The sequence below is a fragment of the Neolewinella litorea genome (genome assembly GCF_004803465.1).
GTDB lineage: Bacteria > Bacteroidota > Bacteroidia > Chitinophagales > Saprospiraceae > Neolewinella > Neolewinella litorea.
On record NZ_SRSF01000001.1, the window covers coordinates 672579 to 686540 of the forward strand.

Annotated in this window: 9 protein-coding genes and 1 pseudogene; 5 read left to right on the forward strand and 5 right to left on the reverse strand. The window is 57.6% G+C overall.

All coding sequences use genetic code 11. The annotated features are described in order from the left end of the window. Nucleotides 1-51: 51 nt before the first annotated feature. Both E4021_RS02850 and E4021_RS02855 read right to left on the reverse strand, forming a co-directional pair. A pseudogene (locus E4021_RS02850) lies at nucleotides 52-1065 on the reverse strand (PA0069 family radical SAM protein); the annotation flags it as partial. A gap of 46 nt (nucleotides 1066-1111) precedes the next feature. Further along, on the reverse strand, nucleotides 1112-3229 hold the full coding sequence (locus E4021_RS02855; protein ID WP_136456393.1) for a heavy metal translocating P-type ATPase: 2118 nt from the start codon (nucleotides 3227-3229) through the stop codon (nucleotides 1112-1114). A gap of 72 nt (nucleotides 3230-3301) precedes the next feature. Here E4021_RS02855 and E4021_RS02860 point away from each other — a divergent pair, with 72 nt between their 5' ends. Then, the gene (locus E4021_RS02860; RefSeq protein WP_136456394.1) at nucleotides 3302-4123 is read left to right on the forward strand and encodes a phosphopeptide-binding protein; all 822 of its coding nucleotides are present in this window, start codon (nucleotides 3302-3304) and stop codon (nucleotides 4121-4123) included. A gap of 89 nt (nucleotides 4124-4212) precedes the next feature. Here E4021_RS02860 and E4021_RS02865 read toward each other — a convergent pair whose 3' ends face one another. Then, nucleotides 4213-5793, reverse strand: coding sequence for an alanine/glycine:cation symporter family protein (locus E4021_RS02865; protein ID WP_136456395.1), 1581 nt, complete (start codon nucleotides 5791-5793; stop codon nucleotides 4213-4215). A gap of 123 nt (nucleotides 5794-5916) precedes the next feature. Here E4021_RS02865 and E4021_RS02870 point away from each other — a divergent pair, with 123 nt between their 5' ends. The 4 genes from E4021_RS02870 (at nucleotide 5917) to E4021_RS02885 (ending at nucleotide 11142) form a co-directional block, all read left to right on the forward strand. Next, nucleotides 5917-6504: an RNA polymerase sigma-70 factor gene (locus E4021_RS02870; RefSeq protein WP_136456396.1), complete on the forward strand. Its 588-nt coding sequence runs from the start codon at nucleotides 5917-5919 to the stop codon at nucleotides 6502-6504. Between the two features lie 112 nt (nucleotides 6505-6616). Further along, entirely contained in the window at nucleotides 6617-7477 is an 861-nt protein-coding gene (locus E4021_RS02875; protein WP_136456397.1) for a FecR family protein, read from the forward strand. A 12-nt stretch (nucleotides 7478-7489) separates the two neighbouring features. Next, the gene (locus tag E4021_RS02880) at nucleotides 7490-10180 is read left to right on the forward strand and encodes a TonB-dependent receptor (protein WP_136456398.1); all 2691 of its coding nucleotides are present in this window, start codon (nucleotides 7490-7492) and stop codon (nucleotides 10178-10180) included. Between the two features lie 26 nt (nucleotides 10181-10206). Next, a complete protein-coding gene (locus E4021_RS02885; RefSeq protein WP_168797439.1) occupies nucleotides 10207-11142 on the forward strand; it encodes a DUF4249 domain-containing protein in 936 nt (311 codons plus the stop codon). 11 nt (nucleotides 11143-11153) lie between these two features. Here E4021_RS02885 and E4021_RS02890 read toward each other — a convergent pair whose 3' ends face one another. Together E4021_RS02890 and dnaG are read right to left on the reverse strand one after the other, a co-directional pair. Next, complete coding sequence (locus E4021_RS02890; RefSeq protein WP_136456400.1) at nucleotides 11154-11729, reverse strand: RDD family protein; 576 nt, start codon at nucleotides 11727-11729, stop codon at nucleotides 11154-11156. An 18-nt stretch (nucleotides 11730-11747) separates the two neighbouring features. Then, nucleotides 11748-13805 (reverse strand): DNA primase, encoded by a 2058-nt coding sequence (gene dnaG, locus E4021_RS02895; protein WP_136456401.1) that lies wholly within the window; start codon nucleotides 13803-13805, stop codon nucleotides 11748-11750. Between the last annotated feature and the right edge of the window lie 157 nt (nucleotides 13806-13962).

Here is a 13962-nt window from a genome sequence, read left to right on the forward strand (position 1 = left end):
ATTTCGGCTGTTATAAGAATGCTGATCCTGCCGGCTTATTGTCCGCCAGCTTTACCATAAGCTAAGCTGGGGCGGCCGGCGACGCAATTCAAAAGGCGCAAAATTATAGGCCGGTACCGCCGGGGCGTCCGCAAAGTACTTCCGCTTGGCAAGCCGAAATTGCTGTTCCACCAAATCGGCCAGGTGGCCTTCGCCCCGGTGCCGGTGTCCAAAGCGTTTTTCCCCGAGTGTGCCGTCGTGCGTGTCGCGAATGCGGTTCAATACCCGCTCGGCGCGGTCCGGAAAGCTTTGGTGTATCCAGTTGGTGAATATATCCGCTACCTGGTCGTTCAGCCGCACCAGGCTGTACCCGATTTTCCTGGCACCGGATTCGGCGGCCCGCTGCGCAATGGCGAACAACTCGTGGTCCGTAAGTCCCGGAATGACGGGAGCGATGTTAACCATGGTCGGTATCCCCGCCGCGCTCAGCTGCGAAAGGGCCCGAAAGCGCTGGGCGATGGTGGCGGTACGTGGCTCCAGCGCCCGCCGCACATCCTCATCCAGTGTGGTGATGCTGAAACACACATGCACCAGATCGTCGGCGGCAAGCTCCCGGAGCAGGTCCAGATCGCGCTCGATCAGGCTATTCTTGGTGATCAGTCCTACCGGATGACGGAGCTCATTCAGTACTTCCAGACACTGACGCGTTAGCCTGAACTTCCGCTCGGCGGGTTGGTAGCTGTCGGTGTTGCCGGACATCATCACCGGCATCGGCTGGTAGGAAGGCTTCAAAAGGGCCTGGCGCAGCAGGGCCGGGGCCTCGGCTTTGTAAAGGACCTTGGTTTCAAAGTCCATGCCGGCGCTGTACCCCCAGTAGGTATGGGTAGTGCGGGCAAAGCAGTAAACGCACCCGTGTTCGCAACCCTGGTAGGCGTTAAGTCCGTATCCCTGCCCCAGGTCGGGACTCGTTATCTTGTTCAGGATGGTCTTTGGGTGGGTGGGAATATACTCGGTGGGCAGCGCGTCGTCCGGATCGGGCAATTCATCGTACTGCAGCCGATGGTAGGGATTGCCGGGGTTGATCTGGGCACCTCGACCGGCGCGGGGGGGACGCTTCTGCTCTTCCTCCCCGCTACCGGCGTTTAAGTCGTATGGCGTTACCGATGACTACCACATCGGAGAAGGCCATGAAGAGTGCCGCCCACATGGGGTTAAGATAGCCCAGGGCAGCCAGGGGGATCGCGACAATGTTGTAGCTGAACGCCCAGAACAAACTCTCCTTGATCGTACGTACGGTGAGGTCGGCAATGCGTTTGCCCTCGATCAATACAGACAGGTCATCGCGCATCAGGACCACCTGGGCGGCGTCCAGTGCCACGGCACTTGCGCCGCCCAGACTGATGCCGAGGTCCGCCCGACTGAGCGCCGCGGCGTCATTAATCCCGTCCCCCACCATGGCGGTGGGTTGCTCTCCGCTCAGGCGGCTGATCCGTTCGAGTTTCTGGTCGGGAAGTTGCCCGGCAAACACCTCATCTATTCCCACCTGTTCGGCTACCCGTTCTGCCTTCGAAGGTCGATCTCCGGTAAGCAGTACGGTCTTGACACCGCGGTCGTGCAACTGGCGAATCATCGCCGCGGTACCTGGTCGAACGGTATCGATCAGGGTCAGAGAAGCCAGCACTTGGTTGTCCTTGCGCAGGACCACGTCCGCGTCGAGGGATTCATCCTTCGCGGCACCCAGGTAAAATGGCCCGGCGGAAAGCCCAAGGCCGGGCGTTTCCGCTACCGAAAATTCACCCCTCCAATTTTGGTAGTCGACATCATCCGCCTCGACCATGGACTGACGGGCAAGGTACTCCCGCACCGCGCCGGCGATGGGATGACTGCTGTACCCTTCCAGGTCGTAAATCAAACGGTGAATCCAGGCAGGATTCTGGTTTGGGGCGATGCGGAAATCACCCACCTCAAGTTCACCCGTAGTCAGCGTTCCGGTCTTGTCGAAAACCATCTGGCGGATGCCGGCGAAGGTTTCCACCGTGCTCCCCCCGCGGATCAGCAGTCCGGTGCGCGCCAGTCTGCCTACACCGACCATCACCGCCGTAGGGGTAGCCAAACCCATGGCGCACGGACAGGATATAAGTAACACCGCTACGGCGTTCATGAAAGCTTGCGTGGCGGAGGCGTAGCCGGTCCCCCAACCTATCAGGAAGGTCAGTATACTGATTACAATGACCACCGGCACGAATACCGCGCTGATGCGGTCGGCCAGCCGTTGAAGTTGGGGTTTATCGCTCTGGGCGGTTTTTACCAACTCGATAATCCTGGCCAGTGTGCCGTCCCGGTAGGTTTCCGTGACCTCCACCGTAGTCTGACCGGAAACCACCACGCTACCGCCCAGCACTTGATCACCGACGGCCTTTTCCACCGGCAGGCTTTCGCCCGTCAACATGGCTTCGTTAACCGTTAGCTGACCCTGGCGTACGATTCCATCGAGGGGGATGCGGTCTCCGGTATTCACGCGCACCTGCGCACCCGGCTGGACTTCATCAACTGGCAGGCTTACGAGCGTACCGCTGGGCATCAGAACCTGGGCGCGGTCTTCCTTGAGGGCAGTCAGTGCCCCAATGGCGGTGGTGGTCTTTTCGACGGCCCGGGCTTCCAGCCAGTTGCCTACCAATACCAGGGTAATGATCGTAGCCGCCGTCTCGAAAAAGTAATACTGGGGGTTCTGCCAGTAGAGGCCGATAAGACTATAGATAAAAGCCGCGGTGGCGCCCAGAAAGATCAGGACGTCCATGTTGAGCATACGGGCACGCAGGCCGGACAGCGCGGATCGCCCGAAGTAAAGTCCGCCAATCCAGTATACAGGAGCCGTCAGCGCGAGTTGGATCCAGCCATTATCCAGGGGTGAGTGTACCCCGGCCATCATCAGGAAGTGATTCAGCAGTAAGGGAAGGGTGAGCGCCGCACAAATCACCAACCGCTGGCGGGCCGTCAACCCCGAGGAAAGACCGGTAGTCGTTTCGTCATTATCGTCCACAACCGTATAACCCAGCTTCTCGATCCCAGCTTTTACGGCACCCGCGTCCAGCGCCCCATCGTCACGGCGGTAACGGACCTCTCGGGTCTGGAAATTGACCATCACATCCTGGAGACCCTTACGCTCGAGGAAGCGGCTAATCGACATGGCGCAGTTGTTGCAGTCCATGCCTTCCACCCGTAATTCTATGATGTCTGACCGTTTTGTCACGAACTAAATGTTGATATAAAACTTCTAGGTTTAACGCCCGAATGGGCCAAACAGTTAACCAAACCATAGCATATGAAGATCTTAAATACCTTCCTTCTCATCAGTCTGCTCGGCATTTTCGCCTGCGGTGGCGACACCCAGGAGGACAACATGGACCAGGGTGGAGTGACCGAGGAGGGTTCCGACATGATCGGCGACGGTAACCCCGGCAACGAAAACATTCAATTGACGGATATGCCCCCCACGGAGGGCTTCCCGAACGCCAGCATCGACGACTGGAAGTACGAGAAGGGCACCTTCAACTACCAGGTCAGTGGCTACACCTTCGGCAAGATCACCGACGACGCGGAACAACTGATGTGCGCCAACTCCGACCAGGGACAGCACGTGCACCTCATCATCGATAACGAGCCCTACATCGCCAAGTACGAACCCACCTTCGACCAGCCGATTGCCGACGGAGAACACTACATCCTGACCTTCCTGAGCCGCAGCTACCACGAGTCGATCAAGACGCCCGCCGCCCACCGCGTCGTAAAGGCGAATGTATCCGACGGAAGCTTTACCAGTTCCCAGGAAGTAACCGAGCCGATGCTGTTCTACAGTCGCCCCAAAGGCACCTACGTCGGGCGCGCCGAAACCGAAAACGTTATGCTCGATTTCTACCCCGTCAACGTTACCCTCGGTGGGGAATACACCGTAATGGCGAATGTCAACGGCAAGGAATTCACCATTGACGAGTGGAAACCTTACTACCTGCATAACCTGCCGATGGGTGAAAACACCGTGACGCTTACCCTGATGCGCGGCGACAGCATCGTCGACGCTCCCCTGAACCCCGTGCGCAGAACCTTTACGTTGGAGGCCAACCCGGCCGAGGAAGCCAGCCGCTAACCAAATCCCCAACGGGATACCCAGGAGTGAGAAAGCCCCGGTTGCGCACGGCAATCGGGGCTTTCTCTTGCTAGATGGTCGATAACAACCTACTCGAAGCGGGTGATCTCACCGCTTGCCACCCGGTCGCGGTAACTGCGCAGGGCACGCTTCACGTTGGGCATCAGGATGTACAGGCCCAACACGTTGGGGAAGGCCATGGCGAAGATCATGGCGTCTCCAAAATCGAATACGGCGGAAGCCGAGATGGCCGATCCGATGACCACGAAGATGCAGAAGATGATCTTGTAAATGGCTTCGTTGGTCTTAGATTCGCCGAAGAGGTAGGTCCACGACTTCAGTCCATAGTACGACCAGCTGATCATGGTGGACAAGGCGAAGAGGATAACGGCGATGGACAGGACCACCGGAAACCAGCTGATGACCGTTTCGAAGGCCGCGGAAGTCAGGGTAATGTCGCCGACCGTTCCCTCGACCTTATTGGCGAATGCCGCTTCGGCACCGTACCCGCCGTAGTTGGTGATGATGATTACCAGGGCGGTCATCGTACAGATCACCACGGTATCGATGAAGGGTTCCAGCAGGGCCACCACGCCTTCGCTGACGGGTTCGTCGGTCTTGGCCGCGGAGTGGGCGATGGAGGCGGAGCCTACACCGGCTTCGTTACTGAAGGCCGCACGCCGGAAACCCTGAATGAGGACGCCTATGATTCCGCCATAGAGGGCGTCGGCGTTAAAGGCACCGTTGAAGATAGTCGCGAAGGCGGCGGGGATGTCCGCGATGTGGTAGCCTAGTACCACCAGCGCGCCAAGCACGTAGATGCCCACCATAAAGGGCACTACTTTATCGGTAACCTTGGCGATACTCTTGATGCCCCCGATGATGATGAGTCCGACGGTAAGCGACATCGCCACTCCGAAGATCCAGCCGCGGCCGTAGAAGAAGCTGTCTACCCCGCCGGTCACTTCGGTGAGCTGCTGGGTAGCCTGGTTGATCTGCACCATATTGCCGCCGCCGAAGCTGCCGCCGATACAGGCGATGGAGAACATGACCGCAAGCACTTTGCCCAGCACGCCCCAGCCCGGACCCTTTTCCTTAAGGCCTTTGTCCAGGTAGTACATCGGACCGCCGGACACCGAGCCGTCGGCGTGAACGTCGCGGTACATCAGGCCCAGGGTACACTCAACGAATTTCGAAGTCATGCCTAACAGGCCCGCAATGATCATCCAGAAAGTAGCGCCGGGGCCACCGAGGGCCACCGCGAAGGCGACACCGGCGATGTTGCCTACGCCTACCGTGCCCGAAAGGGCGGCCGTAAGGGCCTGAAAGTGGGAAACTTCGCCTTCATCGTCGGGATCGTCAAACTTGCCGCGCACGACATCCAGCGCGTGTTTGAAGGCGGTAATGTTGATGAAGCCCATGTAAACCGTAAAGACCGTAGCGCCTACGATAAGCCAGGGTAAAACGAAGGGAATCTCAAAACCACCGATGGCGATGGGATAAAAGACAACGGATTCCACCGCCCGGGTAATGGGCTCGAAAACAGCTTGAATTTTTTCGTCGATGGTGGGTCCAGTCGTCTCCCGCCCCTCATCAACGAGCGGGTCCTGGGCGAATGCCAGCACCGGCAAAAGAAGGGAAGATAGAAAAAAGTAAAAGCGTTTGGCCATTGGGGTAAGTGTAAATTAGTAAAGGCGTAAGGTAGGAACTTTTTAAAAGCTTATTTCCGACACCGAAAGGAGTCAACCCATCGGGGGGGCTTTTCCGTACATATACTACCTTACCTCCAGAACATGGCCACAACAACCCCTGCGACCGATACCGAACTCTTTGACGCCCTGCGGGGTGGCAAGTCGGCCGCCCTGGATGAGTTGTTCCGCCGCTACTACGTCGACCTCTGCCGCACCGCCGTCCGATTCGTCATGGATGAAACGACGGCCGAAGACATCGTACAGGAAGTGTTTACCGGCCTCTGGACGAAGCGCGCCAAGCTGCCTTCCGACACCCAGGCCGTGGGCCCATACCTGCGCCGCGCCGTGCGCAACCGTAGCCTGAATTACCTGCGGGACCGCAAACGGATTCCCGTCGACGACGGAGAAATGCCGGATATCACGGCCGATGCCGCCCAGGAACCGGGAATGGGCATGGAACGGGCGGAAACCCAGCAGCGCATCACGCGCGCCATCGACCGGCTGCCGGAGCGGTGTCGACTGGTCTTCGTTATGAGTAAAGTGGAGAATATGAGCAACCGCGAGATCGCGGAGGGGCTGGACATCTCCGTCAAAACGGTGGAAAATCAGATGACCCGCGCCTATAAATTTCTACGGGAGTGGCTGGCCCTGTTATTGCCCTTTATCTTTTGCTGCCTATGCTTAATTTAGACCCACCCAGTCAGCTAACGGACCAAAACCACCAAAAGGGGAACGACAGCTTAGGGGGTGGAACCTACCTTTGGGGTCTTCCCGACGAAGCTACCACTCACGCAACGTCCTAATGAGCTTAGAACAAAATGACATCGACCAGTTGGTTACCATGTATCGGGAGGATTTTACCCCCGATGTCGACCGCGGTCTACGTCAGCTCCATGGTCGCCTGAAGCCCTCCGCCGGCCGGATCCGCCGCCTTCCACGCCGCCGCCTCCTGGCCGTTGCCGCCGTGGCACTGCTGGTCATTGCCGCCGCCGTGGTGTTGTTGACCCGCGACCAACAAACTTACCTGATAAACGATTCGGACGCCCTTGCGGAGTACCAATTGCCCGACGGTACGTCCCTGACCCTGCAGGGGGGCAGCCAGGTGAGATACGACCCGAATACTTACAATCTTGACGCCCGCCGTCTCAGCCTGGATGGGCAAGCCTACTTTGAAGTTGTTCCGGATCAGGGTCGGCCCTTCATCGTCAGCAATGGGACGGCCGCCCTCCACGTTACGGGGACCGCCTTTAACCTTCGCTCGCGCAACGAAGAGATGGAAGTTGAGGTTTCCGAAGGCTCCGTCATCCTTCAAAAAGGAACTGAAAAACTTAGCGTAGCCGCCATGGAGTGTGCCATGGCCAAGCCGGGTGCCCCCATGATCCACCAGCCGGCCCCCAATCTGAACCATCACGCCTGGCGCACCGGGGTCCTGAAGTTCAACCACACCCCCCTTGAGGAGGTCCTCTCGTACTTGTCCGACAACTGGGGTATTAAGTGCGAGTGGAAGGACGGCAAGGTCTGTTCCTATACCGTCAGCGGCAGTTACCGGGGCGGGGACGCGGGTTCCGTGTTAATGGATATCGCAGAACTAGGTGGGGTCAAGGTCCGTTCCACCGGTACCGATGGCAAACACTTCCTGCTCGAAGGCTCCTGCAGCCAGTAAACCCGGCCACCCATGACGTGGCCGCGCTGCTCCTTTGCTGTCTTCCTTGCGGTCTGCGTGCCCTTCTTGCTTTTTGCCCAAACCGACAGTCTGTCCCAGCGATATACCCTCGCCGCAGGCGAGAAATTGCTGGAAGATGCACTGATCGCCCTTACCGAGGCCGGCGCGGAACTTAGTTACCGGCCAGACCAACTCCCCGACATCGTGGTACAGGTACCTGCCGACTCCTATACGGTCGCAGGATGGCTGGATTTGCTCCTGCGGGATACTGAACTGACGTACGTCAGAGGAGCAGCCGGCTACCTGATCCTTTTGGATCGTGAGTTGACGGATCAGCGGTTCACTCTATTTGGTATGGTTTCCGACGGGCAGTCCGGCGAGCGCCTGATCGGCGCTACGGTGCAGTTGCTGGACGAACAACTGGGTACCTACACCAACGAATACGGTTTCTATACCATCGCCACCCCCGGGGGACGCCGGCGCCTGCGCGTCACCTATATAGGATACCGTCCATTGGAGACCGAGTTGATTCTGCGGTCCGACAGCCTGCTAAATCTTAATCTTCAACCCAATCGGGAGTTGCCGCAAGTCATCGTCACCTCCACCCACGGGCGGGAGGGTGAGGCACGGTACTTCGAGACCGGCACCCGGATCGGTCGGGCAGAGGTGGATCAACTGGGTGGTCCCGGAGGGGAGGACGATCCCCTCCAACTGGCGCGGTTGCTGCCTGGGGTTACCAGCGGTGCCGACGGCATCGGGGGCATACTCATCCGCGGCAGCGAAGCCGGGCACAATCTCATCCTGCTCGACGGGGTACCGGTCTACGGCCTGAGCCACGCGGGTGGCCTGTTCAGTATTTTCAGTAACCAGGCGATCCGGCGAATCGATTTATACAAGGATGCGTTGCCAGCCCGCTTCGGGGGCAGGATCGGGGGCGTGCTTGACGTACACACCCGCGACGGGAACCAATACGAAAATGAGCTCACGGTGGGCAGCAGTCTGCTGTCCGCCCAATTGGCAGCGGAGGGGCCCATCCGGACCGGAGAGAGCTCGTTCCTGCTCACCGGCCGGTACTTTTGGGCCAGCAGCCTTTTGCGGCAGTACAGCGAAGTGTATAAAGAAAAGCGGGGCCGCAAGGGGTCAACCGACTACGACGTATACGACGTCAACCTCAAGCTGAATCAGAAAGCGGGCGACCGCGGCAGGATCTACTTCAGCCTGTATTCCGGGGTAGACGACTACCATAACAACAGCTGGCAATCCCGTACACTGGTACCGCCCAGTGATGCGGGCACGGTGTTCGTTTACAACACCCCTACGTTCCGGTCCGAGCGCGTACGCTGGGGTAACACCGTGGGTGCCCTGCGGTACAACCACGTGTTCAGCGATCGGACGTTCGGCAATTTTCGGCTCTCGTATTCCGATCTACAGACCCAATCTGCATTCGAACGATACGACAGCATCCTGGAGGTGACCAACCACATCTTCGAAGGCCAACTTTTCAGCGGGCGATACTATTCCCAAATCCGGCAACTCGGGGCTGCTTTTGACGGGCAGCACGGCATGGGTCATGCTACTACCCTACGGTTCGGCCTGGAAGCCAACGCACACCGTTTTCTGCCCCAGCTCATGACCGGGGAAAGCCGACTGACCAGTTTCCCTACCCTGGACGCTGCGGACATTCACCGGCCGGTTGAGTTCAACAATTACCTCTCCTACGAAAGTAAATGGCGCCGACTCTACTACCGGCTGGGGCTCCGCGGCAGTTACTGGCGCAACGGCGGTGTGGATTACGTCAATCTTTCGCCCCGGCTCCTTTTGGCAGGCCCCCTTAGTGAGTCCCTGGATTGGCAACTGAGCTACGATCGCACCGTCCAACCGGTTCACCTGCTCAACAGTTTCGTTATTGGGCTTCCCTCCGACCTCTGGGTGCCCTCTGCGGCGGGGATCGCTCCAGCCAGTTCGCCGCGATTCAGTGGTAAATTAGTCTGGTCGCCGAAGTCCGAATGGACCCTGACCTCTTCACTCTACTACAAGCGGATGCGCGGGCTCATTGCCTACTCCGAGGGTAGGCAGTCATCTCTTACCTGGATGGAGAACCTGAGCCGGGGTTCCGGCGAGGCATACGGTTGGGAGATGGTCGCTCAGCGAAGCCGGGGCCGCTTTCGGGGTTGGATGAGCTATACGCTGGCGCGCAGCGACCGCACGTTCGACCGTAGCATCAACCAGGGAATGACCTTTCCCTTCCGCTACGATCGCCGTCATGCGGTTAATCTTCTGTTAATTTATCAATTAGGGGAACGCACCACGCTGACCGGCAGCTGGCGATTCGAAACGGGTCTGGCCTACAGTCTTAGCCTCGCTACCCGTACCAATCCTACCGATGATGGTCCCGAAAATATTCCCGTCGTGCTGGAGCGGAACGGATTCCGGATGCCGCCCAATCACCGCTTCGACGTCAACCTGCACACCACCCTGAGCGGGCCGGACAGCCGCGTTACCCACTCGATCGACGTGGGGCTTTACAATGTCTACAACCGGCACAACCCAGTATACTACGAGATACGGCCCGAGTATTCGGTGGGTGAAGAAGGCTTGGTGAGCCGTGAACAGTTTTACAAGATTTTTGTCGCACCAGTACTCCCTTCGTTGAGTTATCAGGTTACCATTGGCAAGCCCGTTCGGCCAGAATTTGGCAAATGATTGACAAAGGGTTATTTTTACTGACCATGCGGTACGTCCCCCTTACCACATTGCTCAGGCAGTCCGGAGTACTGTTTCTCAGCTTTTTTGTCTTCGTCGCTTGTGAAGAAGCCGTGGACCTGGAGTTCGACGTGCCCAAAAGCAAGCTTGTCCTTTCCTCCAGCTTCTACCCGGCTGAGCCAGTGATCCTGCGCGTCAGCGCCACCCGCCCGCGTGGAAACGCCCCCGCCCAAGAAATATCGGATGCGCAAGTATCCCTTTTCGAGGGTAATAAACTGGCCGAAGTGCTTACCTACTATCCAGGTACCGAAACCGCTGCCGGTGGCTCGTACCGAACCGTACATTTCAGGCCCGAGGTAGGACACGAATACACCATTCACGTTTCAGCCCCCGGATACGATCCGGTTACGGCCATTTCATCCATTCCGGAACCGGTGGCGATCAACTCTCTCGCGGTCAAGAACCTGACGGTGATGGAGGAGGAGGGCGAGTTCGTTTACGACTACTATTTGCAGATAGACTACGCTGACCCTGCCACCGAGACCAACTATTACGATCTGCGGATCAGTCAACTCGTGGTTCCCTTCAAGATTACCGCCCGCGGCGATACCCTCCGACTCGATCCCGTACCCAAAGCCGTCAGTACGCCTACCCAGGCAGCCATGGAAGGCAATACGGTGAGCTTACTCTTACAGGACAAGCAAGCAGAATCCATCCTGGAGGTCCACCTTCAAAGCCGCCTGAATCCGGAGAATGAGCTCCTGGATCGTATCGTTGCCGAACTGCGGACGGTGAGTCCCGAATACTACTTCTACCAGCGCAGCCTGGCGCTGCCCAACGACCTGGGCGGAACGGGCCTCGATGAACCCGTCATTTATTTCAACAACGTGGAAAGTGGCCTGGGGGTGTTTGCCGGCTACAACTCCGTGCAGCGCGATTACTTTCCCTCCTACCACGACTAACCAGGAGAAACTTACTCCTCCACGGGAGGTACTACGACAATTACGAAGGTCTGCGCCCACCGGTCATGCAGCGCCCGGTTCCACGGGTCCATGAACATCCACACCGCGGAGAAGGTCGGGAAGTTGTTGCCCAGGCTCACCAGAAAGTTATCGGTGAGGGGGAAGCTATTGAGGAAATCACTGTACTCCCAAACGTCGTTGACTTCCGAAAATCCGGGCGACTGAAATATCCGGATGTAGACGAACAGGGTAATGAATCCGGAAACCGCCCAGGGGAGATAGCGGATCAGACTCTGGTTCAATGACATGTTTTGGTTGGTGCCCTGATTGACCACGCGCAGGCGCATTAGCGCCTTGCCGGCAGTCGCTCCGAAGTAGGCTTCGGTCAGGGGCTTGTACACGAACTGAAGGAGCCACATGATCACTATACCCGCCAGGAACGGCCGTTCTACCATAAAATAGTAGATGCCGTACAGCAACGGAGAAAGCACGAAAAAATCGACAATAGCCGCGGCCAGCCGGGGCAAGAAGCCGGCGGTCGGAACGGTGGTCGGATCGGGAAGGTCCTGGAGGGCTTGAGACGTCACACGGTAGCGGGTTAGGTTTTACCGGCTCAAAACTACGGTACCCAACTCCTTTGCCAGAGCCAAACGCATTTCGTCGAGCTTCATTTGCACTTTTAGATGGGTGCGCAGCTTTTCAAAGTTGCCTTCTTGCTCGTATTGGGCGATGAGACGCGAGTTCTCCCGCCCCTTTCGCTCGATCTTTTCCATTCGGAAAATGCGCAGAAAAATTTCCGCGGCCAGGCGATGATTGTCTTCGGGCATCTTCTGACTTAGGCGCAGACCATACTTTTCTTTCCAGTTCGGACTGTAGGTGTAAGGGGTGGTAAGGGCCTCCACGGCGAGTTTGCGGATGGATTCGTCGGCGTGCCGAGTATACCAGTCGGAAGGTGGCGGCGTGGAATTGGATTGCAGGTATTGCATGACTTGCTGCACAATGTCGCGGTAGCGTTCAACGTCAAAATCCGCCAGGACATCGGCCACGTTGGCCGTCAAATACTGTGCAACACTGGTACCTGAGGCTTCGTCGTACAATTTATGACCGTCCCGCACCAGCAACTGGACGATATATTTTTCCTGGAAACTGTGCCCTACTGCAATGGTTTGCGGATCGACGTCGAGGGGAGGCGTTGGCGCTAAACCTATACCGGTTTCTGGGGGCAACTCCGGGTTTTCCACGGCGGAAAGCCAGGCAGGTTCCTCCATCCCCTCCCACTCATCCGCGTCGGGCCGGGGGGCGGATCGATCGCTGGGTTGTTCCCGGGCCCGACGCCTGTCGTCCCGTTCCCGCGTTTTCCGCGCCTCCGTGCGGCGATCGGCGATGGCCTTATTGACCAGTTGCACGAGTAGTCCTTCTTCCAGTCCGAGTTTGCTGCTGAACTGCTGCAAATAACCCGCCCGCTTAAGTGGGTCGCTTACCAATGCCAGGGTCGAACCGATATCGCGTATGGCGGCGCTGCGGGCCGCCACGTCCTGCCCGGCTTCCTCAAGCAAAATATCGGCCTTGAAAAAGAGAAAATCCTGCCGCGTCTCCTCCAGGTATTTTTCGAATACCGTTGTACCAACCTCCTGCATGTAACCGTCGGGGTCTTGCCCATCCGGGAGCACGACCACTCTTACGTTCAGGTCCGCGGCCAGCAGGACGTCTACTCCGCGTAAGGCGGCTTTCACGCCGGCTTTGTCACCATCATAAAGTAGGGTGACATTTTCGGTGAACCGCTTGACGAGTTTGGCCTGGCCAGGGGTGAGGCTGGTTCCGGAGGTAGCCACCACGTTGCGGATGCCCGACTGGTACAGGCTGATAACGTCAGTGTAGCCTTCTACCAGATATACGTTATCCAGTTTACGGATGGCCTGCCGGGCCTGAAACATGCCGTAGAGGACGTCCGATTTATGGTATATCTCCGTCTCCGGGCTGTTGATGTACTTGGGGGCCTTGGCGTCTTTTCGCAGGATCCGACCGGCGAAGGCAATGGGCTTCCCCCCCAGGTTGTGGATGGTGAACATGACCCGATCGCGAAAAAAGTCGCGGCCGTTGCGGATCAGGCCGAGTTTTTCCAGTTGCTCTTCCTTGTAGCCCGCTTTCAGGGCAGCTTGGTACAGACCATCGGTCGAAGAAGGAGCATACCCGAGTCCGAACGTTTTCAGTGTTTCCTTGCGAAAACCCCGGCTGCGGAAGTAGCCCAAGCCTACGCTTTTTCCGATCTCCGTCTGGTGGAGCTGGTCTTCGTAGTACTGCCGTGCGAAGTCATTGGCAATGATCAGGCTATCCCGTTCCTGAATTTCCGCCCTTACCTCCTCGCTGATTTCGGTTTCCTCGAGTTTTATGTTGTATTTTTGTGCAATCCATCGGATGGCATCCGGAAAGCTGAGCTGCTCCAGTTCCATCAGGAACTTCACGGGGTCGCCCCCTACCCCACATCCGAAGCACTTATAGATGTTTCGGGCGGGGTTGACGTTGAAGGACGGGGTTTTCTCGTTGTGGAAGGGGCACAATCCGGTGAAGTTATTGCCACGCCGGCGCAGATTAACGAAGTCACCTACGACGTCTTCTACCCGCGCCGTGTCGATAACTTCCCGTACGCTCTCCTCGGTTATCATGCCGTAAAGGTACGCAAATTATTAGTCGGCCATTTGTCAGTAACTGGCAAAGCTGCCCGGCTAAAACATTGATTTACAAGGCATTTAAGAACTTTTTAACCATTTCAGACATTTCTAAGCACATACTTAGCGTGTCTTCGGTTGTCTATATATACAA

Excerpts from the sequence above, each read along its gene's own strand:
- E4021_RS02860 (WP_136456394.1), top strand. The coding sequence starts at position 3,302 with ATGAAGATCTTAAATACCTTCCTTCTCATCAGTCTGCTCGGCATTTTC.
- E4021_RS02885 (WP_168797439.1), top strand. The coding sequence starts at position 10,207 with ATGCGGTACGTCCCCCTTACCACATTGCTCAGGCAGTCCGGAGTACTG.
- E4021_RS02880 (WP_136456398.1), top strand. The coding sequence starts at position 7,490 with ATGACGTGGCCGCGCTGCTCCTTTGCTGTCTTCCTTGCGGTCTGCGTG.
- E4021_RS02865 (WP_136456395.1), bottom strand. The coding sequence starts at position 5,793 with ATGGCCAAACGCTTTTACTTTTTTCTATCTTCCCTTCTTTTGCCGGTG.
- E4021_RS02870 (WP_136456396.1), top strand. The coding sequence starts at position 5,917 with ATGGCCACAACAACCCCTGCGACCGATACCGAACTCTTTGACGCCCTG.
- dnaG (WP_136456401.1), bottom strand. The coding sequence starts at position 13,805 with ATGATAACCGAGGAGAGCGTACGGGAAGTTATCGACACGGCGCGGGTA.
- E4021_RS02875 (WP_136456397.1), top strand. The coding sequence starts at position 6,617 with ATGAGCTTAGAACAAAATGACATCGACCAGTTGGTTACCATGTATCGG.